This window comes from Methylobacterium indicum (assembly GCF_017347565.1).
In the GTDB taxonomy this organism is placed as follows: Bacteria; Pseudomonadota; Alphaproteobacteria; order Rhizobiales; family Beijerinckiaceae; genus Methylobacterium; species Methylobacterium indicum.
In genome coordinates this window covers 2,810,753-2,836,546 of the sequence record NZ_AP024145.1, presented here as the reverse complement: position 1 = coordinate 2,836,546, position 25,794 = coordinate 2,810,753, and the positions used below count along the sequence as shown (strand labels likewise).

28 protein-coding genes and 2 tRNA genes are annotated in these 25,794 nt (G+C 71.4%); 9 read left to right on the top strand and 21 right to left on the bottom strand.

The window, feature by feature from the left end:
• Positions 1-139 precede the first annotated feature (139 nt).
• The 5 genes from miv_RS13310 to miv_RS13290 all read right to left on the bottom strand — a co-directional run bounded on the left by miv_RS13310 (position 140) and on the right by miv_RS13290 (position 6,658).
• A complete protein-coding gene (locus miv_RS13310; RefSeq protein WP_207183116.1) occupies positions 140-2,851 on the bottom strand; it encodes a valine--tRNA ligase in 2,712 nt (903 codons plus the stop codon).
• Between the two features lie 159 nt (positions 2,852-3,010).
• On the bottom strand, positions 3,011-3,655 hold the full coding sequence (locus miv_RS13305; RefSeq protein WP_244748989.1) for a PopZ family protein: 645 nt from the start codon (positions 3,653-3,655) through the stop codon (positions 3,011-3,013).
• 142 nt (positions 3,656-3,797) lie between these two features.
• A complete protein-coding gene (locus miv_RS13300) occupies positions 3,798-5,171 on the bottom strand; it encodes a TolC family outer membrane protein (RefSeq protein ID WP_179945849.1) in 1,374 nt (457 codons plus the stop codon).
• Between the two features lie 593 nt (positions 5,172-5,764).
• Complete coding sequence (locus tag miv_RS13295) at positions 5,765-6,418, bottom strand: protein-L-isoaspartate O-methyltransferase family protein (protein WP_207183115.1); 654 nt, start codon at positions 6,416-6,418, stop codon at positions 5,765-5,767.
• A gap of 166 nt (positions 6,419-6,584) precedes the next feature.
• Positions 6,585-6,658: transfer RNA gene (locus miv_RS13290), tRNA-Cys, on the bottom strand.
• Between the two features lie 245 nt (positions 6,659-6,903).
• On the opposite strand from miv_RS13290, the gene miv_RS13285 reads away from it, so the two are divergent.
• A tRNA-Asn gene (locus tag miv_RS13285) sits at positions 6,904-6,979 on the top strand.
• A 62-nt stretch (positions 6,980-7,041) separates the two neighbouring features.
• The gene (locus miv_RS13280; protein WP_125901280.1) at positions 7,042-7,371 is read left to right on the top strand and encodes a DUF1328 domain-containing protein; all 330 of its coding nucleotides are present in this window, start codon (positions 7,042-7,044) and stop codon (positions 7,369-7,371) included.
• Between the two features lie 109 nt (positions 7,372-7,480).
• Here miv_RS13280 and miv_RS13275 read toward each other — a convergent pair whose 3' ends face one another.
• On the bottom strand, positions 7,481-7,711 hold the full coding sequence (locus miv_RS13275) for a hypothetical protein (RefSeq protein ID WP_048431005.1): 231 nt from the start codon (positions 7,709-7,711) through the stop codon (positions 7,481-7,483).
• A 436-nt stretch (positions 7,712-8,147) separates the two neighbouring features.
• On the opposite strand from miv_RS13275, the gene sseA reads away from it, so the two are divergent.
• Complete coding sequence (gene sseA, locus miv_RS13270) at positions 8,148-8,990, top strand: 3-mercaptopyruvate sulfurtransferase (RefSeq protein WP_048431006.1); 843 nt, start codon at positions 8,148-8,150, stop codon at positions 8,988-8,990.
• Between the two features lie 28 nt (positions 8,991-9,018).
• Here the strand turns inward: sseA and miv_RS13265 are convergent, their stop codons facing one another.
• The 5 genes from miv_RS13265 to miv_RS13245 form a co-directional block, all read right to left on the bottom strand.
• Complete coding sequence (locus miv_RS13265) at positions 9,019-9,234, bottom strand: DUF1289 domain-containing protein (protein ID WP_048431007.1); 216 nt, start codon at positions 9,232-9,234, stop codon at positions 9,019-9,021.
• Between the two features lie 134 nt (positions 9,235-9,368).
• Complete coding sequence (locus tag miv_RS13260; protein ID WP_162234107.1) at positions 9,369-10,199, bottom strand: amino acid ABC transporter ATP-binding protein; 831 nt, start codon at positions 10,197-10,199, stop codon at positions 9,369-9,371.
• A gap of 8 nt (positions 10,200-10,207) precedes the next feature.
• Positions 10,208-11,359, bottom strand: a complete 1,152-nt coding sequence (locus miv_RS13255) for an amino acid ABC transporter permease (protein WP_207183114.1) — start codon at positions 11,357-11,359, stop codon at positions 10,208-10,210.
• Between the two features lie 11 nt (positions 11,360-11,370).
• Positions 11,371-12,582, bottom strand: a complete 1,212-nt coding sequence (locus miv_RS13250) for an amino acid ABC transporter permease (protein ID WP_058620719.1) — start codon at positions 12,580-12,582, stop codon at positions 11,371-11,373.
• Between the two features lie 81 nt (positions 12,583-12,663).
• Positions 12,664-13,686: an amino acid ABC transporter substrate-binding protein gene (locus tag miv_RS13245; protein WP_048431010.1), complete on the bottom strand. Its 1,023-nt coding sequence runs from the start codon at positions 13,684-13,686 to the stop codon at positions 12,664-12,666.
• 287 nt (positions 13,687-13,973) lie between these two features.
• Here miv_RS13245 and metC point away from each other — a divergent pair, with 287 nt between their 5' ends.
• Positions 13,974-15,161, top strand: a complete 1,188-nt coding sequence (gene metC, locus miv_RS13240; protein ID WP_207183113.1) for a cystathionine beta-lyase — start codon at positions 13,974-13,976, stop codon at positions 15,159-15,161.
• Positions 15,162-15,269: 108 nt separating this feature from the next.
• Here metC and miv_RS13235 read toward each other — a convergent pair whose 3' ends face one another.
• The gene (locus miv_RS13235) at positions 15,270-15,863 is read right to left on the bottom strand and encodes a pyridoxamine 5'-phosphate oxidase family protein (protein ID WP_207183112.1); all 594 of its coding nucleotides are present in this window, start codon (positions 15,861-15,863) and stop codon (positions 15,270-15,272) included.
• Between the two features lie 138 nt (positions 15,864-16,001).
• Between miv_RS13235 and miv_RS13230 the strand changes: the two genes are divergently transcribed.
• Positions 16,002-16,319, top strand: a complete 318-nt coding sequence (locus tag miv_RS13230; RefSeq protein ID WP_207183111.1) for a hypothetical protein — start codon at positions 16,002-16,004, stop codon at positions 16,317-16,319.
• Positions 16,320-16,339: 20 nt separating this feature from the next.
• Here miv_RS13230 and miv_RS13225 read toward each other — a convergent pair whose 3' ends face one another.
• On the bottom strand, positions 16,340-17,080 hold the full coding sequence (locus miv_RS13225; RefSeq protein ID WP_207183110.1) for a gamma-glutamylcyclotransferase: 741 nt from the start codon (positions 17,078-17,080) through the stop codon (positions 16,340-16,342).
• A gap of 154 nt (positions 17,081-17,234) precedes the next feature.
• Here miv_RS13225 and miv_RS13220 point away from each other — a divergent pair, with 154 nt between their 5' ends.
• Positions 17,235-17,546 (top strand): hypothetical protein, encoded by a 312-nt coding sequence (locus miv_RS13220; RefSeq protein WP_048431015.1) that lies wholly within the window; start codon positions 17,235-17,237, stop codon positions 17,544-17,546.
• Positions 17,547-17,709: 163 nt separating this feature from the next.
• Entirely contained in the window at positions 17,710-18,003 is a 294-nt protein-coding gene (locus miv_RS13215) for a hypothetical protein (protein WP_048431016.1), read from the top strand.
• Positions 18,004-18,005: 2 nt separating this feature from the next.
• On the opposite strand, the gene miv_RS13210 is transcribed toward miv_RS13215, so the two are convergent.
• A complete protein-coding gene (locus miv_RS13210; protein ID WP_207183109.1) occupies positions 18,006-18,731 on the bottom strand; it encodes an alpha/beta hydrolase in 726 nt (241 codons plus the stop codon).
• A 105-nt stretch (positions 18,732-18,836) separates the two neighbouring features.
• Positions 18,837-19,313, bottom strand: coding sequence for a hypothetical protein (locus tag miv_RS13205; RefSeq protein WP_207183108.1), 477 nt, complete (start codon positions 19,311-19,313; stop codon positions 18,837-18,839).
• Between the two features lie 280 nt (positions 19,314-19,593).
• On the opposite strand from miv_RS13205, the gene miv_RS33730 reads away from it, so the two are divergent.
• A complete protein-coding gene (locus miv_RS33730; protein WP_207183107.1) occupies positions 19,594-20,967 on the top strand; it encodes a GDSL-type esterase/lipase family protein in 1,374 nt (457 codons plus the stop codon).
• Between the two features lie 4 nt (positions 20,968-20,971).
• Here the strand turns inward: miv_RS33730 and miv_RS13195 are convergent, their stop codons facing one another.
• Positions 20,972-21,526 (bottom strand): GNAT family N-acetyltransferase, encoded by a 555-nt coding sequence (locus tag miv_RS13195; RefSeq protein ID WP_207183106.1) that lies wholly within the window; start codon positions 21,524-21,526, stop codon positions 20,972-20,974.
• Positions 21,527-22,306: 780 nt separating this feature from the next.
• Here miv_RS13195 and miv_RS13190 point away from each other — a divergent pair.
• Positions 22,307-22,483: a hypothetical protein gene (locus miv_RS13190; protein WP_207183105.1), complete on the top strand. Its 177-nt coding sequence runs from the start codon at positions 22,307-22,309 to the stop codon at positions 22,481-22,483.
• A 195-nt stretch (positions 22,484-22,678) separates the two neighbouring features.
• Here the strand turns inward: miv_RS13190 and miv_RS13185 are convergent, their stop codons facing one another.
• From miv_RS13185 to miv_RS13165, 5 genes are all read right to left on the bottom strand, one after another.
• The gene (locus tag miv_RS13185; protein WP_048431019.1) at positions 22,679-23,134 is read right to left on the bottom strand and encodes a type II toxin-antitoxin system RatA family toxin; all 456 of its coding nucleotides are present in this window, start codon (positions 23,132-23,134) and stop codon (positions 22,679-22,681) included.
• A gap of 4 nt (positions 23,135-23,138) precedes the next feature.
• The gene (lipA, locus tag miv_RS13180) at positions 23,139-24,101 is read right to left on the bottom strand and encodes a lipoyl synthase (protein WP_048431020.1); all 963 of its coding nucleotides are present in this window, start codon (positions 24,099-24,101) and stop codon (positions 23,139-23,141) included.
• A 153-nt stretch (positions 24,102-24,254) separates the two neighbouring features.
• The gene (locus miv_RS13175) at positions 24,255-24,542 is read right to left on the bottom strand and encodes a GlsB/YeaQ/YmgE family stress response membrane protein (RefSeq protein WP_048431021.1); all 288 of its coding nucleotides are present in this window, start codon (positions 24,540-24,542) and stop codon (positions 24,255-24,257) included.
• Between the two features lie 156 nt (positions 24,543-24,698).
• Positions 24,699-25,025, bottom strand: coding sequence for a lipid-A-disaccharide synthase N-terminal domain-containing protein (locus miv_RS13170; protein WP_048431022.1), 327 nt, complete (start codon positions 25,023-25,025; stop codon positions 24,699-24,701).
• Between the two features lie 4 nt (positions 25,026-25,029).
• Positions 25,030-25,782: a glycosyltransferase gene (locus tag miv_RS13165; protein ID WP_207183483.1), complete on the bottom strand. Its 753-nt coding sequence runs from the start codon at positions 25,780-25,782 to the stop codon at positions 25,030-25,032.
• Positions 25,783-25,794: the final 12 nt, after the last annotated feature.

Genomic DNA, 25,794 nt, shown 5'->3' with positions numbered 1-25,794 from the left:
CCTCTTCGTTCGCCGCGCGGACGCCCGATCCCCCGGATCGGGCGCCGCACGGGCGTCTCTCTCCCCCATCGCCTCGTCCGGGCGATCGTCCGGTTCCGGTGCGCGCGAATCGACGGCCCGCACCGGATCGTGCGTCCGATCAGCCCTGCAGCCGCGTCAGGGCGTCCCGCACCTTCTCGCGGCGGGCGATGGCGGCGTCGCGGCGCTCGCGCTGCTCCTCGACCACCTCCTCGGGGGCGCGGGCGAGGAAGTCGGCATTGCCGAGCTTGGCGTCGATCTTCCCGATCTCGCCGTCGAGCTTGGCATCCTCCTTCTTCAGCCGCGCCACCTCGGCGGCGAGGTCGACCACGCCTTCGAGCGGCAGGGCCGCGACCTCGCCGCGCACGATGAGCTGCACCGCGTTGCGCGGGCTCGTCTCGACGGTCTCGATCGAGGCGATGCGGCCGAGCCGCCGCACGGTGTCGCCCCATCGCGAAAGGCGCTCGCGCACCGCCTCGCCCGGGGCCACCAGCACCAGGGGGATCTGGGCGCCGGCCGGCACGTTCGTCTCCGAGCGGGCCGAGCGGATCTCCGACACGAGGTCGACGACCCAGCCGATCTCGGCCTCCGCCTCGGGACGCGCGAGCCCGCCGAGATCCGGCCAGGCGGCGAGCGCCAGCAGCGGACGCGTGAGGCCCGCCTCGCGCGCCTTCGTCGCCCACAGTTCCTCGGTGAGGAACGGCATGAACGGATGCAGCAGCACGCAGATCTGGTCGATGATGAAGGCGATGGTCCGGCGCGTCTCCTCCTTCGCCGGGCCGTCCTCGCCCTGGAGCACGGGCTTGGCCAGTTCCAGGTACCAGTCGCAGAACACGTTCCAGACGAAGCGGTAGGCGGCGTTGGCGGCGTCGTTGAAGCGGTAGGCCTCGATCGCGCCGGTCACCTCGGCGACGGCCCGGGCGGCCTCGCCGAGCGCCCAGGCGTTCAGCGTCTGGGTCACGCTCCCCGGCGCGAAGGCGGAATCGAGCCGGCAGCCATTCATCTCGGCGAAGCGCGCGGCGTTCCAGAGCTTGGTGGCGAAGTTGCGATATCCCTCAACGCGTTGCACCGAGAGCTTGATGTCGCGTCCCTGCGCCGCCATGGCCGCGAGGGTGAAGCGCAGGGCATCGGCGCCGTAGCGATCGACGAGGTCGAGGGGATCGACCACGTTGCCCTTCGACTTCGACATCTTGGCGCCCTTCTCGTCGCGCACGAGGGCGTGGATGTAGATCGTGCGGAACGGCACTTCATCGAGCGCATGAAGGCCGAGCATCATCATCCTGGCAACCCAGAAGAAAATGATGTCGAAGCCCGTCACCAGCGCGCTGGTCGGGTAGTAGCGGGCGAGCTCGGGCGTCGCCTCCGGCCAGCCCAGCGTCGAGAACGGCCACAGGCCGGACGAGAACCAGGTGTCGAGCACGTCCTCGTCGCGGCGCAGGGTCACCGGGCGGCCGTGCTTTTCGGCGGCCTGGGCCAGGGCCTCCTCCTCGCTGCTCGCGACGAAGCAGTTCCCGTCCGCGTCGTACCAGGCCGGGATCTGGTGGCCCCACCAGAGCTGGCGCGAGATGCACCACGGCTCGATGTTCTCGAGCCACTGGAAGTAGGTTTTTTCGTAGGTCTCGGGCACGAAGCGGGTGCGCCCGTCGCGCACCGCCTGCAAGGCCCGCTCGGCCAGCGGCTTGACGTTCACGTACCACTGGTCGGTGAGATACGGCTCGATCACCACGCCCGAGCGGTCGCCGTGCGGGACCGCATGGGTGTTGGGCTCGATCGCGACCAGCCGGCCACGCTCCTCCATCAGCGCCACGACCGTCTCGCGGGCCTTGAAGCGATCGAGGCCGTGGAGCGCCAGGGCCTCGGGCTCCGGGTTCGTGCCGTCCAGGAAATCCGCATTGCCCTCTAAGCTTATGCGGGCTTCCTCATCCAGGATGTTGATTTGCGCCAGCCCGTGCCGGCGGCCGACCTCGAAGTCGTTGAAGTCGTGCGCCGGGGTGATCTTGACCGCGCCGGTGCCCTTCTCGGGATCGGAATACTCGTCGGCCACGATCGGGATCAGGCGGCCGACGAGCGGCAGGCGCAGCCGCTTGCCGACCAGCGCCCGGTAGCGCTCGTCCTCCGGGTGGACCGCGACGGCGGTGTCGCCCAGCATGGTCTCGGGCCGGGTGGTGGCGACCGTGATCGTCTCACCGGTCTCGGTGCCGGCCTCGTCCACCACCGGATAGGCGAAGTGCCAGAGATGGCCCTTCACCTCGACCTGCTGCACCTCGAGGTCGGAGATCGCGGTCTGGAACTTCGGGTCCCAGTTCACCAGGCGCTTGTCGCGGTAGATCAGCCCCTGCGCGTGCAGGTCGACGAAGACCTTCAGGACGGCCTTCGACAGGCCCTCGTCCATGGTGAACCGCTCCCGCGACCAGTCGCAGGAGGCGCCGAGCCGCTTGAGCTGGTTGACGATGGTGCCGCCGGATTCCGCCTTCCACTCCCAGACCCGGCGGACGAATTCCGGCCGGCCCAAGCTGCGCCGGTCGGGCTGCTGCTGCTCGGCGAGGCGGCGCTCCACCACCATCTGGGTGGCGATGCCGGCGTGGTCCGTGCCGGGCTGCCACAGCACGTCCTTGCCGCGCAGGCGCTCGAAGCGGGCGAGCACGTCCTGGAGCGTGTTGTTGAGGGCGTGGCCCATATGCAGCGAGCCCGTCACGTTCGGCGGCGGGATCATGATGCTGTAGGGCTCGGCGCCGGCGCGGTCCGGGCGCCCGGCCCGGAAGGCCTGCGCCTCCTCCCATTCGGCGGCGATGCGCGCCTCGACGGCGGCGGGATCGAAGGTCTTGTCCATCATCGCGGGAAGCAGCCACTCGCCCGGCGCCCGCGGCGCATCCCGTCCGGCGGGACGCGCGCCCGCGGGCGCCGTCTGAAACGAAACAAGGCCGGCCGCGCGAGCGACCGGCCCCCGAGCCCGCTTTCAAGCGGACCCGCGTCGTTCCGTCAACTGCGGGCGTCAGCGCCCGCGGGCGACGCGCTCGATCTCGGCGCGCACCAGGCGCTCGACCATGACCGGCAGGTTGTCGTCGAGCCAGGATTTCAGCATCGGGCGCAGCATGTCCTGCACCAGGTCCTCGATGGTGCGGGCGTTGCGGGTCAGCACCGTGTTGGCGAGAAGATCGAAGGCGTGGCTGACGGTGGCGTCGGTCGCCTGCGACAGGAGCCGCTCCTCGACCGCGGGCGGAACGGCCGGCGCGGGCGGCGGCGGGGCGGCGGCCTTGGGCGGCTCCGGCGGCGGGGGGGCGGGCTCCGGCTCGATCTCGATGGCGTCGAAATCCATCGGCTCGTCGCGGAATTCGATCTCGCTCAGCGAGTCGAAGGCGTCCAGGCTCGGCTCGGGCTCCGGCGCCTTCTCGGGCGCCTTTTCAGGCATCTTGGCGACGGGCTCGGGCTTCGGGGCCGGCATCGCGACCTCGGCGAGGTCGAGCACGTCGTCCTCGTCCTCCGGCTCGGGATCCGGCACGGGGGTCGGCTTCGATCCGGCGGCGGGCGGTTCGCCCGGCTTCTGGTCGTCGGCGATGATGCGGCGGATCGAGGCGAGGATCTCCTCCATCGAGGGTTCCTGCGACTTGTCCTGCGTCTTGGGGCTCGCGGCGCTCATCGGGCTCAACGCTCGAGGTCGGAGTGGGGAGGATCGGGTGGGTCAGAGTACGCAGCGGAGGCCGTCCCGCACAAGCGAAGCGGTCCCCGACTCACACGCAAAAAGGCACCGGCCCGGGGAGGGCCGCGGCGTACCGGGGGCCTTATCGGCCGTCCGGCGTGCGCACACCGTACCAGAGATCCTTGACCTGATCGTAATGCTGCTTGGCGCTGTACTGGGCCACCGGCACCGCGATGAAGCGGGTGGTGAGGCGGCCCACGGTCTGCACCACCTGGTAGGAGCCGATCACCCGGTCGCGCTGGGCGGCGATCAGGCTGACGCGGGCGCTCAAGAGCTCCTGCTGGGCGTTCAGCACGTCGAGGGTCGTGCGCTGGCCGACCCGGGCCTCCTCGCGCACGCCGTTCAGCGCCACCTCGTTGGCCTGGACCTGGGCCTGCGAGGCGATGACGCGGGCCTTGGCGGCCTCGAGCGCGCCCCAGGCGGTGACGATGCCGGCGCGGACCTGGTCGCGGGTCAGCTCGGCCTGGAGCCGGGCCTGGCCGACCTGCTCCTTGGCCTGGCGGATCTGCGCGTATTCGGCGCCGCCCTGGTAGAGCGGGACCGTGAGCTGGCCGACGATCGAGCCCTGGAAGAAGCGGGTATTGGCGATCTGCTGGTCGAACACCTGCGCGGCGTTGCCGGTCACGCTGACCGTCGGATAGAGGGACGATTCCGCGATCTTCACCTGCGCCTCGGCCGCGTCGACCGAGTGGAGGGCCGAGAGGATCGCCGGGTGCTCCATCAGGCCGATCTCGACCGCCGCCGTCAGCGTGCCGGGCACGAAGCGGTCGATCGGGCGACCGGGGGCGAGCTGGCGCGGCTCGACGCCGATCACCTGCCGGTAGGTCGCGATGCTGGTGCGCAGGTTGGCCTCGGCCAGGCTGACCTGGGCCCGGGCGCCGGCGAGCCGCGCCTCGGCCTGGGCGACGTCGGTGCGGGTGACCTCGCCGACGTTGAAGCGGTCGCGGGTCTGGCGGAGCTGCTCCTCCAGCACCTCGACGTTGTTGCGGTTCAGCTCCAGCGTGGCGGTGTCCGCCAGCACGTTCATGTAGGCCTGCGCCGCCGAGAACAGCGTCGTCATCTCGGTGTTGCGCAGGGTCTCGCGGCCGCCCAGCACCTGCGACTCGGCCTGGCGGGTCTGGTTGTCGGTGCGAAAGCCGTTGAACAGCGTCTGGCTCACCGAGAGGCCGGCGGAGCCCGGGACCAGGGTCTGCTCGGATTCGCGCCCGATCCGCCCGCCGCCGGCGCCTTCCGCCAGGGCGGCCGCGCCGAGCTTGCCGGAGACGTGGCTGACGCCGACGCTCGCCGAGGCGCTGACCGTCGGGCGGTAGCCCGCCAGTGCCCGCGGCACGTTCTCGTCGTTGGCGCGCTGGCCGGCGCGCTGCGCGTTGAGCGTCGGGTTGCCCGCATAGGCCCGCGCGAGCGCGCTATCCAGGGTTTCCGCAGTCGCGCCCTGGCCCGCCAGGGCGAGGGCCATGGCGGCGAAGCCGCCCAGCCGAAGCCCGCGGAACGCCCGAGTTCCTGTGTCCGTCACGCCTGTCTACCCTGTGCGGCTAGCTCAAAATGACCGGCCCCGCGCCGTGGGCGACGGAGCCGATTCGTCATCTCGCTATGCCCACCTCGACCGGGACCTTAACCGAGGGCGGTTACCGGGGCACTGCCCCCGCACCGCGGGCAATCCTGTTTGGCCGTCACTGCCGCAAAAAAGCGACAGGTGCCGCAGGGGAAGTCGGGGGTATCGACCGGTCCGGGCAGGCAGCCGCACGCATTCCCCGGCCGGCGCACGGCCGGAGCGATGTCTCGGGCAAGGTTTCGGGGGCCGGCGTGGTGCAGACGGGGCCGCCCGGTAAGCCCGTCGGCTCGGACCGGATCCGGCCGGGCGGGGCCTGCCGCGGACGACCGGTCGCGTCGGCCGGGAGACAACGCGTCGAGGCAGGCCTACGGAACCGGCCCGCGTCGAAGCGGGTCATGCGAGGCCCGACGGATCGCTGCGCGACGTGGAACCCGAGGATGCTCGGGCGCCGCGCGGGCCCGCGGACGGAGCCCGGACGTCACCGTCCGGACCCCGCGTCAGAACGCGAAGCCGGCCTCGACCGCGAAGGCGCGCAGGGGCGGCAGGGTGGCGTCGAAGAGCGGGCGCGAGCCGAAGGCCTCGCCCGAGCGCACCCACAGGGTCGCCTTGGCCGGACGGCCCTGACCCTGGACGCAGGCGAGGCGCCCGCCATCGGCGAGCTGGTCGAGCAGCGCTTGCGGCCGCCGCTCGACCTGGCCCTCGATCAGGATCGCGTCGTAGGGAGCGTGGCCCGGCGCGCCCGTCTCGAGCGGGCCGGCCTCGACGGTGACGCCCTCGCCCAGCCGCTCGCGCGCGGCGGCGGCGAGGCCGGGGAGCGATTCGAGGGCGACCACCTCGACGCCGAGGCGGCGAAGCACCGCGGCGGCGTAGCCGAGGCCCGTGCCGACGTCGAGGACGCGGTCGCCGGGCTTGAGGGCCAGCGCCTGGATCAGCCGCGCCAGCACCATCGGGGCCGGCATGAAGCGGGTCTCGCCGTCCTCGGCGCCGACCGCCTGGGGCTGGTCGATATAGGCGAAGGCTTCCCGATCCGCCGGCATGAACCGCTCGCGCGGGACGGCGTCGAACGCGTCGAGGAGCGCGATGTCGGTCACGTCGAACGTCCGGAGCTGGCAATCGACCATGAGGCGGCGCGCTTGCGCGTAGTCGAGCATGAACGTCTCTGGAGAGCTTGAGCGACGGCCAAGCCGCGACGGTCGAGCCGCCGGGCGACGCGGTTGTGGTGGATCGCCGGCCAAAAGGCAAGGATCCGGGCGGCACGGCGCACGGGGGTGCGCTGTGCCGGGTCGAACGATGTCTCGGAAGAAAAAGGAGAAAGGATGGAGGCCTCGCCCGGAATCGAACCGGGGTGCAAGGATTTGCAGTCCTCTGCGTAACCACTCCGCCACGAGGCCATCCGGGCCGGTTCGCAACCGGCGATCGGGCGGGCCGGATCTGATCCGGTGCGCCGTCTCCCCGGCGTCGGGCGGACAACCCGGGGACGAGGGGTCATTAGCAGGACCCGGCCCGGCTCCGCAACAGGGTTCCTGCCGCAAAACCGCGCCCGGCGGGGCTGAAATGAGCCGGCTCGCGAAAATCCGGCCCGGCCCGGAAAATCCCTTGCGCGCCCTGCCCGGCTTGGGTAGAGGTCCCGCCGCGATCCCCGATAGCTCAGTTGGTAGAGCAGGCGACTGTTAATCGCCTTGTCGCAGGTTCGAGTCCTGCTCGGGGAGCCACTCCCTTCCGCCCCGCGTTGCATGATGAGAGCGCCGCCCGTCCCGGGTCGGCGCCGTCTCGCGTGGTGCGGGTCGCACGGACAGCCACCGGCTTTCATCCGAAAAAATCGACGGAACCTGTCGCCCCGTCCGTCAGTTTCTCGTTCAACTTGCTGCAACGCTTCACAGCACGGCGCCGCGAAGCAATCCAGCAGCCATTGATACGGGAGTTTCCAATGATCGGCTGGGCTATCACCTTCCTCGTCGTCGCCCTCGTCGCCGCTCTGCTGGGTTTCGGCGGCATCGCCGGCACCGCCATGGAGGCGGCCAAGATCGTGTTCTTCGTGGCGATCGTGCTGTTCGCCGTTTCGGCCATCTTCGGCCTGATGCGCGGCCGCTCGCCGCGAATCTGACGCGGGACGAAAGGCGGGCCGGACACGGCCCGCCCCCTCGCGATCGAGGCGGTCCTTCGGGGCCGCCTCTTTTCGTTGGCGCGGGTCCCCGACGATCCGGCGGGCTCTCTCAGGCCTCGGCGACCCGCCGCAGCGCCTCGGCCGGGACGGACCGCGGACGGGCGCGGCGCGGCACCAGCCGGTGCACCGTCGCGGAGGGCGGCTCGGCGGGTGGCTCCCGGCGCATCGCGCGGGCGGCCCGCAGGTCGGCGAACAGGATCGCCGCCGCGAGGTAGCCGCGGGACGACACCGCGATCCCGTCGGGACGGATCTGCGGCTCGAAGCGGGCCGTGGCGTTCATCGCAAACCCTCCCTCGTCGCGCTCCCGCGCGGACGTCGCTTGGACGCGGATCGACCGAGGCGGTGGCGCCGCGGCGGCCGGATCGGCGCGACGACCCGGGGATCGGTACGGCGCAGATCGGTCCGTCGCCCGGGGCGGGCGGGCCAGGCAGCCCTCGGAGTCTCACCGCCTGGCCCGTCGACCACGCCCGGCCGTGCAAGGGAGAGTGGACACGGCGGGTGCAGTGGATGCTTCGCAGCAAACGCCGTGCCAGCTGTGGCGAGGCGGGGAACGTTCCCCTCGCCCGCCCCCTCGCCCGATTCGGTGGCGGCGACGCCTGGAAAGCGAGCACGTTGCCCCGGACGGGTCCGACGCTCTACCTATGGGTGAGACGGGTCTCTTAGGCCCGATCCTGCAGGACCGGGCCCGCGCGGCCCCGCTTCGGAGAGAGACAGGCATGTCGATCGGCCCCTTCGTCACGGTGGACTGGCTCGCAGAGCGGCTCGCGGCGCCCGACATCGTCGTGGTCGACGGCTCCTGGTACCTCCCGGCGATGGGCCGGGACGCCGAGGCCGAGTTCCGCGCCGCGCACATCCCGGGGGCGATCCGCTTCGACATCGACGCCGTGCGCGACGAGGGAAGCGCCCTGCCCCACATGCTGCCCTCGCCGGAGGCTTTTGCCTCCCGAATGCGCCAAATGGGCATCGGCGACGGCATGACGGTCGTGGTCTATGACGGGATGGGCCTCTTCTCCGCCCCGCGGGTGCGCTGGACCCTGAAGGCCTTCGGCGCCCGCGAGGTCGCGGTGCTCGAGGGCGGCCTGCCGGCCTGGGTGGCGGGCGGTCATCCGGTCGAGGAGGGCGAGGCCCGCCCGCGCGACCGGCGCCACTTCACCGCCCGCCTCGACCACTCGGCCGTCGCCAATGTGGGCGACGTGCAGCGGGCGCTCGCCGGCTCGGCCCAGATGGTCGATGCCCGGTCGGCCGCCCGCTTCGCCGGCGAGGAGGCCGAGCCGCGCCCCGGCGTTCGGCCCGGCCACATGCCCGGCGCCCTCAACCTGCATTACGCGGCCTTGCAGGAGAACGGCCGGCTCAAGGACGAGGCCGCCTTGCGCGAGGCGGTCGCCCGGGCCGGGATCGACCTCGACCGCCCGGTGGTGACCACCTGCGGCTCCGGCGTGACCGCGGCGATCGTCGGCATCGCCCTCGAGAGCCTCGGCCGCCCGCCCCGCTCGCTCTACGACGGCTCGTGGTCGGAATGGGGCGCGCGGGAGGACCTGCCGGTCGCGACGGGGCGGTAACCGGCCGCCGGCGCCGGGCCCCGGGGCATCAGGTGCCCCGGGACCGTCCGCCCCGGTCGGTGTCGCGGGGCGGCGGTCCCAGCTGCTGCATCCGGCGCGGCAGCTCGCGCAGGAGCGCGGTGCGCCGGAAGGGCGTGAGCTTCCGCCACGCCTTGATCTCCGGCACGGTCCGGCCGCAGCCCAGGCACCAGCCGGTCTTGCCGTCCCAGGCACAGACCCCCGTGCAGGGATCGTCCTTCTTCATCGCAGGGCCTCTCCGCGCCGCCGCCCAGTCTCGCGCCCAGTCTCGCGGCGGCCGACGGGATGTCCCTACCCCCTCCCGTCGCGCGAAGGCAGCCCCGCCTGCGCCGACGGGAGGGGGCGGGGCCGCTCTCCCGCTCAGTGCAGGATCTGGCTCAGGAACAGCCGGGTCCGCTCGTGCTCGGGCGCGCGGAAGAACGCCTCGGGGGTGTTCGATTCGACGATCTGGCCCTCGTCCATGAAGATCACCCGGTCGGCGACCTGGCGGGCAAAGCCCATCTCGTGGGTGACGCAGAGCATGGTCATCCCCTCGTCGGCGAGCCCCACCATGGTGTCGAGCACCTCCTTGACCATCTCGGGATCGAGGGCCGAGGTCGGCTCGTCGAACAGCATGATCTTGGGCGCCATGCACAGCGAGCGGGCGATCGCCACCCGCTGCTGCTGGCCGCCGGAGAGCTGGCCCGGATATTTGTGCGCCTGGTTGGGGATCTTCACCCGGGTCAGGTACCGCATGGCGACCGCCTCGGCCTCGGCCTTCGGCATCTTCTTCACCCAGATCGGCGCCAGCGTGCAGTTCTCGAGCACGGTCAGATGCGGGAACAGGTTGAAGTGCTGAAACACCATGCCGACCTCGCGGCGGATCTCGTCGATCCGCTTGAGGTCGTTGGTGAGCTCGATCCCGTCGACCACGATGCGGCCGGCCTGGTGCTCCTCCAGGCGGTTGATGCAGCGGATCAGGGTCGACTTGCCGGAGCCCGAGGGGCCGCAGATCACGATCCGCTCGCCCTTGCGCACCGTCAGGTCGACGTCGCGAAGCACATGGAAGGCGCCGTACCACTTGTTGACCCGCTCCAGCGACACCGCGGTCGGCGCGCTGGCGAGCCGCGCCGCCGAGGTGTTGCGCGGCGACAGGTCCGGATCGGTCTCCGGCAGGAGGACGGGGGTGCTGGGGGCGGGAGAGGAAGCCATGGCAGGACTCACCGTGTCTGGCCGGCCGCGAGCCGACGCTCCATGAAGCGGGCGTAGCGGGACATGCCGAAGCAGAAGACGAAGTAGAACAGGGCCGCGAAGGCGTAGCCGGTCATCACCACGGTCGGCGCCGCCCAGGCGGGATCGACCCGGGCCGACTCGATCGTGCGGATGAAGTCGAAGATGCCGACGATCGAGACGAGGCTCGTATCCTTGAACAGCGCGATGAAGCTGTTGACGATGCCCGGGATCACGATGCGCAGGGCCTGGGGCAGGATGATCAGGCGCATCCGGTGCCAGGGGCTCAGGCCCAGCGACATCGCCCCCTCGGTCTGGCCCCGCGGGATCGCCTGCAGGCCGCCGCGCACCGTCTCGGCCATGTAGGCGGCGGAGAACAGGGCGATGCCGACCAGCGGCCGCACCAGCCGGTCCACCGTGACGTCGCCGGGCAGGAACAGCGGCAGCATCACGTTGGCCATGAACAGCACGGTGATCAGCGGCACGCCGCGCCAGAACTCGATGAAGATGACGCAGAACAGCCGCACGATCGGCAGCCGCGAGCGCCGCCCGAGCGCCAGCAGGATGCCGAGGGGCAGCGCGGCGACGATGCCGACGAGCGACACGATCAGGGTCACCAGCATGCCGCCCCACAGGGAGGTCGGCACGGCGGGAAGCCCCAAGGCCGGCACCCCGGCGAGCAGCCCGTAGGAGACGATCGGGAAGACGACGAAGAAGTAGAGCGCGCCCCATGCGCGTTTGGGCGCGTCGAGCCACAGCATCCACCCCACCCCGACCGCCATCAGGGCGAAGAAGACGTTGGGGCGCCAGCGCGCCTCGATCGGGTACGAGCCGTAGATGAAGTAGTTGATCTTGTTCGCCACGAAGGCCCAGCAGGCGCCGACCGGGCGGCCGAGCACCTCGGGCCGGCAGGCGTCGCGGTTGTCGCCGGTCCAGACGGCGTCGATCACGAGGAAGCGCAGCAGCGGCGGCAGCACGAGGGCGACGACGGCGAGCGCCGCCAGCGTCATCACGGCGTTGGCGGGGCTGGAAAACAGGTTCCGGCGCAGCCAGGCGAGCGGCCCGGCGACCAGGGCGGGCGGCGCGGCGGCCGGCACCGCCTCGCGGCGGACGAAAGTGAGTGGCTGGGTTCCGGCGGTCATCGGTTTTCGCCTCACCGCTCGATCAGCGCGACGCGCCGGTTGTAGAGGTTCATCACGAAGGCCGTGACGAGGCTGATCGTCAGGTAGACCGCCATGGTGATCCCCACCACCTCGACCGCCTGGCCGGTCTGGTTCAGCACCGTGCCCATGAAGACCTGGACGAGGTCCGGGTAGCCGATGGCCACCGCCAGCGACGAGTTCTTGGTGAGGTTGAGGTACTGGCTCGTCAGCGGCGGCACGATCACCCGCATCGCCTGCGGGATCACCACCAGCCGCATCGTCGGGCCGGGCTGCAGGCCCAGCGCCCGGGCCGCCTCGGTCTGGCCCTTGTTGACCGCCTGGATGCCGGCCCGCACCACCTCGGCGATGAAGGCCGCGGTGTAGACCGTGAGCCCGACGACGAGCGCGACGAATTCCGGATAGAGCTGCATCCCGCCGCGCAGGTTGAAGGTGCCCTTGACGGGGAAGTCCAGCGCCACCGGGGCGACGCCGATCAGCGCCAGCACCCCGTAGGCCAGGAGCGGCAGGCCGAGGATCAGCGCCAGCCCGACCGCCGGCACCGGCAGGCGCCGGCCGGTGCGCGCCTGCTCGCGCTTGGCATGCGCCCGGAAGACCAGCGTGCCGACGATCCCGACGACGAGGGCGACGGGCAGCGCCCAGGCATCCGCGGCGAGCAGGGGCTTGGGCAGAAAGAGGCCGCGCTGGTTGAGGAAGACCGACGTCCCCAGCGCGTAGGAATCGCGGGCGCCCGGCAGGCTCGCCAGCACCGCGACGTACCAGAACAGGAGCTGCAGCAGCAGCGGGATGTTGCGCAGGACCTCGACATAGACGGTGGCGAGCGTCCGCACGATCCAGTTCGGCGACAGCCGCGCCACGCCGACCGTGAAGCCCAGCACGGTGGCCAGCACGATGCCGATCGCCGCGACCATCAGGGTGTTGGTGAGCCCGACCAGGAAGGCGGTGCCGTAGGTCGAGGTCGCGGCCGCGAACGGGATCACCGTCTGGTTGACGTCGAACCCCGCCGTGTTGCCGAGGAAGCCGAAGCCCGAGGCGACGCGGGCGTTGCGCAGGTTCTCGGCGGCGTTGCCGATCGCGATCCAGGCCACCGCCCCGACCGCGAGGAGCAGCAGGATCTGGTAGGCCGCCCCGCGGAAGCGGGGATCGTAGAGGGGCGAGACCCGGGGCGGACCCGAGCGTGAGTCGGCCGGAAGCTGCGTCGGCAAGGGGGGCGTGCTCGCGCTGGCGGGTGGCGGGGGACGGCGCCCGGCGGATCCGGGCGCCGCGAGGATCAGCGGATCAAGGGATCAGCGGATCGGCGGGCCGTATTGCAGGCCGCCCTTCGACCACAGGGCGTTGAGGCCGCGCTGGATCTTCAGCGGCGAGCCCTGGCCGACGTTCCGCTCGAACACCTCGCCGTAATTGCCCACGAGCTTGATGATCCGGTAGGCCCAGTCGTTGGTGAGCCCGAGATCGGCGCCGTACTTGCCCTCGGTGCCGAGGATGCGCTTGACGTCCGGGTTGTCGGACGATTTCGCCATCTGGTCGACGTTGCCTTGCGTGATGCCGGCCTCCTCGGCGTTCAGCATCGCGTAGTGGGTCCAGCGGACGATGTCGGCCCATTGCGCGTCGCCCTGGCGCACCGCCGGCGCGAGGGGCTCCTTCGAGATGATCTCGGGCAGCACGATGTTGTCGTCGGGGGCCGAGGCGCGCAGGCGCTCGGCGTAGAGGCCCGAGGCGTCGGTGGTGAAGGCGTCGCAGCGCCCGGCATCGTAGGCCTTGAAGGTCTCGTCGGCGCTGGCGAAGGCCACCACCTCGTACTTCATCTTGTTGGCCCGGAAGTAGTCGGCCAGGTTCAGCTCGGTGGTGGTGCCCTGCTGGGTGCAGACCGAGGCACCGTCGAGCTGCTTGGCCGAGGTGACGCCGAGCTTCTTCTTCACCATGAAGCCCTGGCCGTCGTAGAAGTTGACGGCCGGGAAGTCGAGGCCGAGCGCCGTGTCGCGCGACATCGACCAGGTGGTGTTGCGCGAGAGGATGTCGACCTCGCCCGACTGGAGCGCGGTGAAGCGGTCCTTGGCCGAGAGCGGGATGAAGCGGACCTTCGTGACGTCGTTGAAGATCGCCGCGGACAGGGCCCGGCAGAAATCGACGTCGAGACCGGTCCAGCGGCCCTGCGCGTCCGGCACGCCGAAGCCGGCCAGCCCCGGATTCGAGCCGCAGGAGATGTAGCCCTTCTGCTTGATGCTGTTGAGCGTCCCTTGGGCCTGGGCGGCGCCCGCCAGCAGGGTGGCACCGAGCCCGAAGGCCAGGGCGGCGACGATTCTCTTCATGCGGTCCTACGTCTCCCGTTCCGGTTGCGGCCCTGCCGCCGCCCGATTGCTCAAGCGCGAACATTGCCTAAGCAAGAGGCATTCCAAGCGAAGCGGCCTGCCCGGTCAAGAGGTTGGCGCGTGCGACGAACAGCGCAGGCGCCCCTGCCGCCGGGTTTTGGCGGGTACAAGGCTGCCGCGGAGGTCCCGTGCCGCCGAGGCTTGACGGCGGCGGGTGGCGCGGGATGTGCTCGCCCCGGTCGATTTCCCGTTTTCCTCACGCCCGATCCCATCACGCCAGAGGCCCGATGAGCATCACCCCGCCCCGCGACAAGAGCCGCCTCGGCACCCGCACCCGCCTGGTCCATGCCGGCCGCGACCCGTCGCAGCAGCACGGCTTCGTCAACACCCCGATCTATCGCGGCTCGACCGTGCTCTACGAGAGCTACGACGCGCTCAAGAACCGGCGGGCGGAGTACACCTACGGCACCGCCGGCACGCCGACGATCCGCTCCCTCGAGAGCGCCTGGACCGAGCTCGCCGGGGCCGCCGGCACGGTGCTGACGCCCTCGGGGCTCGCCGCCGTCACGGTCGGGCTCCTGTCCTGCCTCAAGGCCGGCGACCACCTGCTGGTGACCGATTCCGCCTACCGGCCGACCCGGGTCTTCTGCGACGGGTTCCTGGCGCGGTTCGGGGTCGAGACCACCTATTACGATCCGACCCTCGGGGCCGGCATCGCGGACCTGATGCGCGGGAACACGGCCGCGGTGCTCACCGAGGCACCGGGCTCGCAGAGCTTCGAGATGCAGGACATCCCGGCCATCGCGCAAGCCGCGCATGCCCGCGGCGCCTGCGTGCTGATGGACAACACCTGGGCGACGCCGCTCCTGTTTCCGCCCCACGAGCGCGGGGTCGACATCGCGATCGAGGCGGGCACCAAGTACCTGTCGGGCGGCTCGGACCTGCTGCTCGGCCTGACCTCCGCCAATGCCCGATACTGGCCGGCCCTGCGGCGGACCTTCGACCAGCTCGCGATGTGCGCCGGCGCCGAGGACGTGTTCCTGGCGCTCCGGGGCCTGCGCACCCTGCCCCTGCGCCTGCGCGAGCACGGCGAGCAGGCGCTCGCCCTCGCCCGCTGGCTCCAGGGCCGGCCCGAGGTCGCCCGGGTGCTGCACCCGGCCCTGCCGGAGGATCCCGGCCACGCGATCTGGTCGCGCGACTTCCTGGGCTCGTCCGGCCTGTTCTCGATCATCCTCAAGCCCTGCCCCGAGGCCGCGGTCGCCGCGATGCTCGACGGGCTGGAGCTGTTCGGGATGGGCTTTTCCTGGGGCGGGTTCGAGAGCCTGGTCATCCCCTTCGACTGCGCGCCCTACCGCACCGCCAACCCATGGGCGCCCGGCGGGCCGGGCCTGCGGTTCCAGGTCGGGCTGGAGGACATGGAGGACCTGACGCGGGACCTCGAAGCCGGGTTCGCGCGGCTGCGGGCGGCGTCGTGAGGGCGCGCCCCCTCGCGTGACCACGCATCGCGGCGGCCGGGCGCCGGTGTCGGTCCCGTGTGCCGCCCGAGATGTCGGACCCGTTCGCGCGTCGAGACGGGAAAGCCTCTACGGGGCCAGCCAGGTCGCCGCGGGCGCCTCACCGTCCCAGGTGAACAGCGCCCGCCGGTGGCCCTGGCGGGCGAGGTACAGGAACTCGAGCCGGGCGGCCGTCAGAACCACGACGCGGAACTCCGCAAAACCCGCCTCCACGCCGTCCTCGTCCTCCGGCGGGGCGTAGGCGCCGCCCGCGGCCAGGGGCGTGCCGGGCCCGGGCGCGGTGGCGTAGCAGACCCGGCTCATCGGCCGCGATGACGCCCAGGCGGCGCGGGCGATCCCGTCCTCCCCGTGCAGGCGGGCGGTACCCTCGATCCGCACCTGGATCTTGGCCTTCGGGTCATAGGCGTGGAGCGAGACCCGGGGATCGGCGGCGATCTCGGCGGCCTTGGCGGAGCGGGCGTCGCAATGGACGCGCAGCGTGCGGGTGGTCGGGTCGACCCCGCGCAGCACCACGGTGCGCAGGCGCGGGGCGCCGTCGCGGCCGATCGTGGCGAGGGCCGGCGTGTGGAAGCCGCTCTGGTGGGCCGCCCCCTCCTCCAGCCGGCGCCAGGCCTCGGCGAGGCAGCCCGCGAGGTCGTCGTAGAACGCAGGCGTCTCGGTCATGGTGTCTCGGTCCTAGCGTCTCGGTCCTGCGGGCTCGCGCGCTCCGGTTCGTTCACCAATCTAGGTCACGATCCGGGGAACCGGGATGCCCCGGTGAAGCTTGTCCGTACGACTGATCCTGCCGAGGTTGTTCGACCCATGACGTTCCGTACGCTGCCGGCCTGGTTCGCCCTCGCGGTCGCCCTCGCCGCCGCGCCGGCGACGGCCGCCGACCTGCCCGCCGGATATGCGGGGCGGGCCGGGGCCGGGTTCTCGGCCGGCTGGGCGCCGCCCCCGCCCCCTCCGCCGGTCGCCCTCGAGGCGGAGGTGCAGGCGGAGGTTGTCGTCGTCGAGCCGCCGCCGCGCCGGCTCCTCGGTTTCGGCTACGCGCCGGTCCTGCCCTATTACGGCGTCTCGACCGGGCCCTACGGCTACCCGCCGCGGCGCGAGCCCGGCGTCGGCGTCGGGCTGTTCTGAGCCGCCAGGGCAGCGCCCGGTCATTGATCGTGCGGCGTTTTCTCTCGGCGAGCCGGTGCCCGTGCCGTCGGCCAATGCGCGAGCCGCTCGGCCACCAGCGCCTGCATGGTCCAGAGGTGGCGGTCGCGCAGACCCACCGCCTCGCAGGCCGCCACCGTGTTGAGCAGGTACTCGGCGCTCGGGCCGGTGGGGCCGCAGGCCGCCGCGATCCGATCGGCGATCGCCGCGTCCGACAGCCGCCCGGCGTAGCGCCCGCCCGCCCGGTCGGCCACGAAGGCCAGGGCCGGGACCGGCCCCTCCGCCGTCTCGGCGGCGACCCAGCGGGACGCGTAGCCGCGCCCGCGCATCTCCCGCCGCCAGACCGGCCGCACCGCCTCGCGCAGATCGTCGCCGACGATCCGGTAGGCGAAGCCGCGGCACTGGCCGCCCCGGTCGAGGGCCAGCATCACGCCGGGCCGCTCCGGCGTGCCGCGAAAGCCGGGCTGCCACAGGCAGAAGCGCCGGTGCCAGCCCCGCACGGTCGCGGCGCGGCGCTCGCAGAACGGAAATTCCGGGCGCCACATCAGGGCGCCGTAGGCGAACAGCCACAGGGCGTCGGGATCGCCGGGCTTCGCCGCCAGGGCCGCGTCCAGGCGGGCATCGGCCTCCGCCTCGCCCATCAGCGCCATGCCGCAGCCGGGGCCGCGTTCGTCCGCGGCGACGGGGTGCGGATGGGTGCGCGCGATCAGCGCGGCGGTGAGCGTGAGGGAGCGTTTCAGCATCGCAACCGTTAGTGCAGGGGGGGCGGCAGCGCGGCCGTGGGCCGATCGGGGACGATCGCGCCTCCGGGCTTTCCCGCCAAGCGTGGCCGCCCCATCTCTGTTAGTGCCGTGCTAAGCCGCGCGGGTCCAGATTGTCCGGAATGGAGGACGCGTCATGGCCATCACGGGTCGCTTCAACTTCCGCAAGACCCTGACGGGCAAGCTCGTCCTGCAGGTCGAGACCGAGCGCCGCTCCTGGTGGCCCTTCGCCCGCGCCGCCTCGCCGGGCCACGTCTGGCGCGACGCCACGCCGAAGGACCTGACCGCGGTGGAGCTGCAGCCGCTGCTCAACCTGCGCCGCAATCCCGGCTACATGCCGCGCAACCCGGTGATCTTCATGATGGGCCGCGAGCCGGCGAGCGAGGCGCCGTCGGCCGAGGTGGTCACCCTCGCGGCCCACCGCGCCGGCCAGCAGCAGGCCGGCTGAGCGTCCCTCGCAGGAGTCTCGCGCACGCCGCCCGGTCGCCGCCCGGTGCGGCGGCGTGGCCCGCCGGGCGTCGTGCGAGGTGTTTGCGGCACCGCCTTCGCCCTGCCGCGTTGGTCCGGCTCGAGAGGACGGGGCACGACCCCGTCGAACGGGAGAGCGCAGCATGGGCATGACCTCCGTGAACCAGGCCGTCATCGAGACCCTGTCGGAGCAGATCGTCGCCGCCTATTGCGAGGCCGGCCTGCCCGAGGGGCCCGCCCGCGGCAAGGCCCGCGCCCGGCTGATGGACGAGGTCGCGCACGCCATCGGGGAATCGGTCGGCAGCCGCACCCTGGCCGAACAGGGCCCGGAGCGGGTCAACGCCGTGCTGGCCGACTGGGAGGCGCAGGAGGGCCGCAGCTTCGGCCTGCGGCTGATCGAGATCGATCCCGGCCGCACCGTGGCGACGATGGGATAGGCCTATCCCCGGCCGAGCTCCACCAGCAGGTCGGCGAGCGGCCCGGGCGCGCTCACCATCGCATCGTGGCCGGTGGCGAGGTCGCGCCAGCCCCAGCCGGGCTGGTCCCGCACCCAGGCCTTGACCCGGTCGAGGGTGGCGTAGGACGGCGTCGTGCAATCGACGTAGGTCCGGGGCAGCCCGTTGCCGACGGGGCCGCGGATCGGCAGCGGGCTCTCGTAGGTGCCCAAAGGGTGCGGGGTCAGGCGCCGCTCGATCCAGGGCACGTCCGCCGGATCGAGGACGCCGAAGGCCGCGGCCGGGGGCGGCGGCAGGCTCAGGCCGCCGCTCGAGTCCGCGGCGGCGCGGCGGCGGGCCGCCACCACCTCGGGGGGAAGCCCGTCGAAGGGCGACCGGCCCGGCTCCACGATCAGCGCGTCGAGATAGACGAGGTGGCGCAGCCGCTCCGGCATCGCCTCGGCGACGCCGCTGATCGCGAGGCCGCCGAAGGAGTGCCCGACCAGCACCACGTCGGTCAGCTCCTCGGCGGCGATCACCCCGGCGACGTCCCGCACGAAGGTGTCGAGGGTGATGGCGCGCGACAGGAGGTGCGCCCGCTCGCCGAGGCCGGTGCAGGTCGGGGTGAAGACCCGGTGGCCTTGCGCCCGCAGCCGGTCCGCGACCCGGGCCCAGCACCAGCCGCCGTGCCAGGCGCCGTGGACCAGCACGAAGGTCAGCCCGTCGCTCATCTCGCAAGCCCTCCCGTGTCAGGGGCGAAACCAAGCGCGAACGGGCGTGGGACGCAAGGGCCTCGGTGCAAGGGCCTTGGCGAAAGGGAGACTCGGCGTGGGGCCCTACTCGTCGGCCTCGTCCCGGTCCGCGCGGTTCGCGTCGAAGCCGGCGATCATCCGTTCGATCGCCTTGAAGCTGCGCACCGCCTCCTGGGTGCGGCCGGCAGCGCACTGGCCCTCGGCCGAGCGGTACCACAGCAGCATGCTGTTGAAGGCGTGCTGGTGGGGCGCCTCGGCGACGCGGGCGCGCCGGGCGGTCTCGGCGTCGAACCACACCCGGGCGACGTGGCCGGCATTGGTGCAGACATCGGCGGAGGGCGGCAGGGCGGCGCGGGAAACGCTCGGGTCGCACAGCATGGCGAACCAGATCGCCCCGGCGACGAAGCCGGAGGCGCCGAGCATGCCGAGGACGCCGCGCCCGCGGCGGCGCCAGTCGGGCCGCACCGGCTCGGCGGCGGGCAGCGCCTCGACGGCCTCGGGCCGGCAATGGGTGTAGTGCACCGAACCGTCGGTGTGATGGTGGGGCCACGGCTGGGTCATCGAGCACCCCCTCGGGTGGGACCCGGGAGCCTCGCATGAGCGATCAAGGGAGCCGGGTCGTCGGAACGGATCGCGGCGGCAGCACGACGAGCCGCGGCCGATCGCCGGACGATCGTGCGGCGGCGTCGGACCCTCGCGAGATGGTGGAAGGGTTACGCCCGCGCGGCGCGGCCCGGCGTGTTCCAGCGCACATTCCGCGCGCAGACGCTGGCGCTCCCGCAGGCGCCATGCTCTGTCTGTCGGCAGGGGCGCGAGGACGCCCGCGACCGGGAGGACGACGATGAGGCGTTGGCACGCGGCGGCCGCGGCCGCTCTCTGTTGCGCGACCCTGTGGGCGGCAGCCCCGGCGGAGGCCCAAGCCCCGGCGGAGGCCCAAGCCCCGGCGGAGGCCCAAGCGCCGCGCCGCTGGACGACCGCCTGGGCCGGCCCGGTCCAGGGCCCCTACCCGGTCGGCAACCCCTCGGCCCAGCCCGACCAGAGCTTCGCCTTTCCCGATCCGGCGGAGGGCGCCCGCGACCAGACCCTGCGGCTGGTGCTGCGCCCGGACGTGTGGGGGCGCGAGGCCCGCTTGCGGATCTCGAACGCCTTCGGCACCCGGCCGCTGACCCTCGACGGCGTCCATGCCGGGCTGCAGCTCGGCGGCGCCGCCCTGGTGCCGGGGACGAACCGCCCGGTGCTGTTTTCCGGGAAGGACCGGGTCACGGTCCCGCCCGGGGGCGAGGCCTGGTCCGACCCGGTCGCCCTGCCCTTCGCGGCCGACCCCGACGCCGCCCTGCTCGCCGGGCGCAAGCTCGCGGTCTCGCTCCACGTCGTGGGGGCGAGCGGGCCGATGACCTGGCACGCCAAGGCGCTCCAGACCTCCTACGCCACCGCGCCCGGCACCGGCGCGCACGGCGCCGACGAGGACGAGGCCGCCTTCCCGTACTCCACCGCCTCGTGGTTCTTCCTCGACGCGCTCGACATGGCGGTGAGCGCGCCGACCCCGGTCGTGGTCGCCTTCGGCGATTCGATCACCGACGGCACCGCCTCGACGATGAATGGCGACGACCGCTGGCCCGACGTGCTGTCGCGCCGCCTGCACACGACGCTCGGCAACCGGGTCGCGGTGGTCAATGCCGGCATCGGCGGCAACCAGGTGGTCGGCCCGGCGGAATACGGCCCCCAAAAGCCCTTCCCGGGTGGGCCCTCGGCGCTGGCCCGGCTCGACCGCGACGTGATCGGCCTGTCGGGCGTCGCCAGCGTGATCTGGCTCGAGGGCACCAACGATTTCAGCCGCAACGGCGGGGCCACCCGGGAGGCGGTCGAGGCCGGGATGCGCGAGGGCGTTGCCCGCCTGCGCGCCGGCATCCCGGGCGTGCGGGTGATCGGCGCCACTCTCACCTCGGCCAAGGGCAGTTCCAGCCCCGCCCACGGCCATCCCGAGCAGGACGAGAAGCGCCGAGGCCTCAACGCCTTCATCCGCGAATCGGGGGTGTTCGACGGCGTGGTGGATTTCGACGCCGCGACCCTCGATCCCTCGACCGGCGGTCTGCGCCCCGAGATGGTCCCAGAGAGCACCACCGGCGGCAAGGGCGACCGGCTGCATCCGAACCGGGCGGGCTACGTGGCGATGGGGAGCGGGATCGATCTCGGGGTGGTCTTGCCGGGGCGCTAAACCCTCAATCGTCCTTCGTCCGGGCGTAGAGCCGGCAATCGCGCGGCTCGGGCTGGAGATTGGGATGGATGGTGTGGCGGCGCAGCACGCCCTCGCACCGCATCCCGGCCTTCTCCATCACCCGGGCCGAGGCGCGGTTCTCCACGTCGCAGGTGGCGACCGCGCGCCAGATCCCCGGTTGCGCCAGCGCCCAGTCGGCGAGCGCCCGCAGGGCCTCCGGCATCAGGCCGCGCCCCCAGGCGGCGCGGGCCAGCACGTAGCCGAAATCCGCGCTCATCTCGTGCAGGCGTAGGTCGATGGCGCCGATCGGCCCGGCTCGATCCAACTCCTCCAGCAGGTAGGTGAACCCGGTCCCGGCCGCCCATCGATCCGCGCAGGCGCGCAGGTAGTCGCGCGTTTCCGCGACGGCCCGGTGCGGCCGCCAGGTCATGAAGCGGGCAACCTCCGGATCGGCCGTGTAGGCAGCAAACAGCGCTTCGGCGTCGTCGGGCCGCGCCGGCCGCAGGACGAGGCGAGCCGTCGTGAGACGGGGCGGCGGGGTCAGGCTTGCGGCAGCCATGGCGTTGCGTAAGATCGTTGGAGCGCGAATCGTCCCGCGGAGGCTGCCACGCCATGCGGTTTCTGAGCCAGCCCGGCCCCATCGATGGTTTCGACGTCCAATTAGCTGATCTGAAACCAACTATGCCGTTCTGGCGCTCTGTTCTGTATCCGCGCGAATCAGGTTGCACCAAGTGAGGGGGGCGATCTCAGCGTGGCGTTGCAGAAACAATCAAGCGAAAAATACTAAAATTATATGAGAAAAATTGGCTGTATTCCTATCGCCGCCTTATTTATATTTTTATTATGGATGATATTGTATATTAGAATGTCTATCTGGCCAACTGGCGAATCTTTCGTTCAGCTCCCGATGGGTGATGCCGTTGCACGCTTCCAAGCGTGGGGCGGATTCGTGAAGTCTCAGCCCTACGCGTTACGGGTCGACACTCCCCACGGAACAGTGTCGAAGGAACTTTGGACCGATTGGGGACCAGCTAGCACTATTAACCTGTATCGGACGCCGGAAGATTGGCTCGTCGGCATAGGTGGTGGCGGCGATACGGTCGTGATCGATGTTGTCGATCGAGCAGGGCCACGCATAGTATACGGCAGTGAACTGGATAAAACTGACGACGAAAAGTGGATATTTCTCGGTTACGCCAGTGCTGGCGGGTTTGTTCCAGCCTCCCGAATGCCCGAATGCGTTGAGTTGTTGGGGGCGGGTTACACTCGGTACAGGAAAAAGTACCAGAATCCTCATTTTTGCACATTTCCGATCGAGCAGTGATAACAACAGCCGAAGATGCTGACGCATCAGGCTGTTGATCGTTCTCGAATTTTCGACACCGAACCGAGGTTTGGTGAAAATTCGAGAGCGGAACGAGAGGTCTTTTTCAACGACCGCTCGTATCAATCTGTTGAAGTGGATCGGGCCATGAATGGTTCTGAAGAGGGCAATCCGCGCTTTCTGATCGGGTGATGTGGATCAGCCCTCCCCACGGGGCGATCCCGGGGCCGCAGAGTGGATCCCGTGATACGAACCACTGACGGTGCAGACCGAAACGGGACGAGGCCTGCCAGCTTCTCCAACGTCAGCGATCGTAGATCCCGAGCTCTCGCCTGCGGCGAGCCTCGGGACGACGACGGAGAATGTCAGGCTGGTGGGAGTGACATTTCACGCCCGCGCGTACAACCGGTCCGCCCGGCTCTCGAACGCATCCGTGAACTTGCGGAACGCCCGGTCGAACATCTTGCCCATGAGGAGCCCGAGCGCCAGGCTCTTGAACTCGTAGGTGATGAAGAACTCGACCGTGCAGCCGCCGTTCGGCGCCTCGCGGAAGGTCCAGCGGTTCTCGAGGTGCCGGAACGGGCCGTCGATATACTCGGCCAGGATCTTCAGGTTCGGCCGGTCGAGGCGGACCCGGGTGGTGAAGTGCTCGGAGATCGCCTTGTAGCCGACGCCCATGTCGGCGACGAGGGTCTCGGTGCCGTCCTCGCCCTCCTGCTTGCGCAGCACCCGGAGCGAGTCGCAGAGCGGCAGGAACTCGGGGTAGCGCTCGACGTCGGCGACGAGGTCGAACATCTCCGTCGGGCTGTGGCGGACGGTGCGGGTGGTGCGGAAGCTCGGCATCGGGTCAGAGGGTCCCCAGCCGGTCGAGCCGGGCCTGCTTGAGCCGGGCGAAATCCTCGCCGGCATGGTGGGAGGAACGGGTGAGCGGCGTCGCCGAGACGAGCAGGAAGCCCTTGGCGTAGGCGGTGGTCTCGTAGGCCTTGAACGCGTCCGGCGTCACGAAGGACAGGACCGGGTGGTGCTTCTTCGTCGGTTGCAGATATTGGCCGATGGTCAGGAAGTCGACCTCGGCCGAGCGCAGGTCGTCCATCAGCTGGAGCACCTCGTTGCGCTCCTCGCCCAACCCCACCATGATTCCCGACTTGGTGAAGATGGTGGCGTCGAGCTCCTTGACCCGCTGCAGCAGGCGGATCGAGTGGAAGTAGCGGGCGCCGGGGCGCACCGTCAGGTACTTCGACGGCACGGTCTCGAGGTTGTGGTTGAACACGTCGGGGCGGGCCGCCACCACGATCTCGAGCGCGCCGTCCTTGCGCAGGAAGTCGGGGGTCAGGATCTCGACGGTGGTCGAGGGGCTCGAGCGCCGGATCGCCGCGATGACGGCGGCGAAATGCGAGGCGCCGCCGTCCTTGAGGTCGTCGCGGTCGACCGAGGTGATGACGACGTGGTGCAGGCCGAGCTTGGCCACGGCCTCCGCCACCCGCTCGGGCTCGGCGGCATCGAGGGCATCCGGCATGCCGGTGCGCACGTTGCAGAACGCGCAGGCCCGGGTGCAGGTATCCCCCATGATCATGAAGGTGGCGTGCTTCTTCTCCCAGCACTCGCCGATATTGGGGCAGCCCGCCTCCTCGCACACCGTGACGAGCTTGTTCTCGCGCACGATGGCCTGGGTCTCGGCCCATTTCGGCGAGCCCGGCGCCTTGACGCGGATCCAGTCCGGCTTGCGCAGGATCGGCTGGTCGGGCCGGTGCGCCTTCTCCGGGTGACGGGGGCGCTGGTCGTTGCGCAGGAGGTCGAGGACGACGGCCATGGGATCCGGGCGGGAAGCGGTCGCGAACCCTTCGCGGCGCGGTCCTGACTTAAGATGTCCGGGCCGCCGGGGCAAATGGGGCGTGACGCGCCGCCGCGCGGCGCGCCATCCCGGGCCTGCCGTCGCGCCGAAGGCGCCACGGTTTCGGGACGGTCAGTAGCGCCGCTCGCCCCGGACCGCCCGCACCACCGCGATGATGATCACCGCGCCGATGGTGGCCGAAAAGAGGTTGCGCCAGAACCCGAAGATCGGGATGTGGAACTGCGCCGCCAGGAAGTTGCCGACGAGGCCGCCGATGATGCCGAGCACGATGTTGCCGAGCAGGCCCATGCTCGAATTCATGAAGCGCTCCGCCAGCCAGCCCGCCAGCGCGCCGATGACGATGGCCATCAGGAAGCCGACGCCCGGCTGCCCGAGCGCTCCGTACACGTGACCGTCCATGCTGTTCCCCTGTCTCGCCGCCGGTTCGCGGCCCGGGCATAGATGGGGTGGCGCGGCCGGGTTGCACCAGGCCGGGCCGGGCGGGGGATGCGAAATCCGACGCTGCGGAACTCTGGTGACCGGGCTTCGCCCGCCGGAGAGCCGCGCGCCGGGCCCCTATCGCCCCTCGGCCTTCCGCTCGCGGAACAGGAGCGCGAGGTTGCGCAGGTAGATCACCGTGCCGAGGCTCTGGCCGAGGATGAAGACCGGGTCGCGCCGGTAGAGCGCGTAGCCGAGCAGCACCGCCGAGCCGCCGAGCGACAGGAACCAGAACGAGAGCGGGATGACGCTGCGCCCCGCCTTCTCGCTGGCGATCCACTGGACGAGGAAGCGGGCGGTGAACAGCCCCTGCCCGACGAGGCCGACGAGCAGCACGAGGTCGACCGGGCCGGTGAACAGCGACCAGAAATAGGCGCTGAGCCCGTGCATGATGTCGGCGACCATCGCCCTACTCCGTCTCGCCCGTCTCGCCCGTCACGACCTGCGGCACCCGGCGCCGGCGGCGGATCAGCCACCATACCCCGGCGAGGTCGAGGATGCCGACCCAGAGCCTGTCGAACAGGCCGTAATTCGAGTGCCCGGTGAGCCGGGGCCGGTCGACCACGTCGCCGTGGACGACGGAGAATCCCTCGCGGGCGACGAGGGCCGGCATGAAGCGGTGCAGCGCGTCGAAATACGGCAGGCGCAGGTACACCGCCCGGCGGAAGACCTTGAGGCCGCAGCCGGTGTCGCGCGTCGCGTCCTTGAGGATGCGGCCGCGCACGCCGTTGGCGATGCGCGACTGGATCATCTTGCGCCGGCCGTCCTTGCGGCCGACGCGCTGGCCCTGCGCCAGCCCCGCCCCCGGCCCGGCCGCGATCAGCGCCGCGGCGAGCGCCGGAATGAAGGCCGGGTCGTTCTGGCCGTCGCCGTCCAGCGTCGCGACGAGCTCGCCGCGCGCCGCGAGCACGCCGCTGCGCACCGCCGCGCTCTGGCCGCAGCTCTCGCGGTGGCGCACCACCCGCAACTCCGGGTGCCGCGCCCGCGCCTCCGCCAGGGCCGCCGGGGTGGCGTCGGTCGACCCGTCGTCGACGTAGACGATCTCGAACGGGCTCAAGGGCGCGCAGGCCGTCGCGATCTCGGCGAGGAGCGGGGCGATGTTGCCGGCCTCGTTCTTCACCGGCACCACCACGCTGAGGCGGATCGCCTCCTGCTCCCGCATGGCCTGATCCGG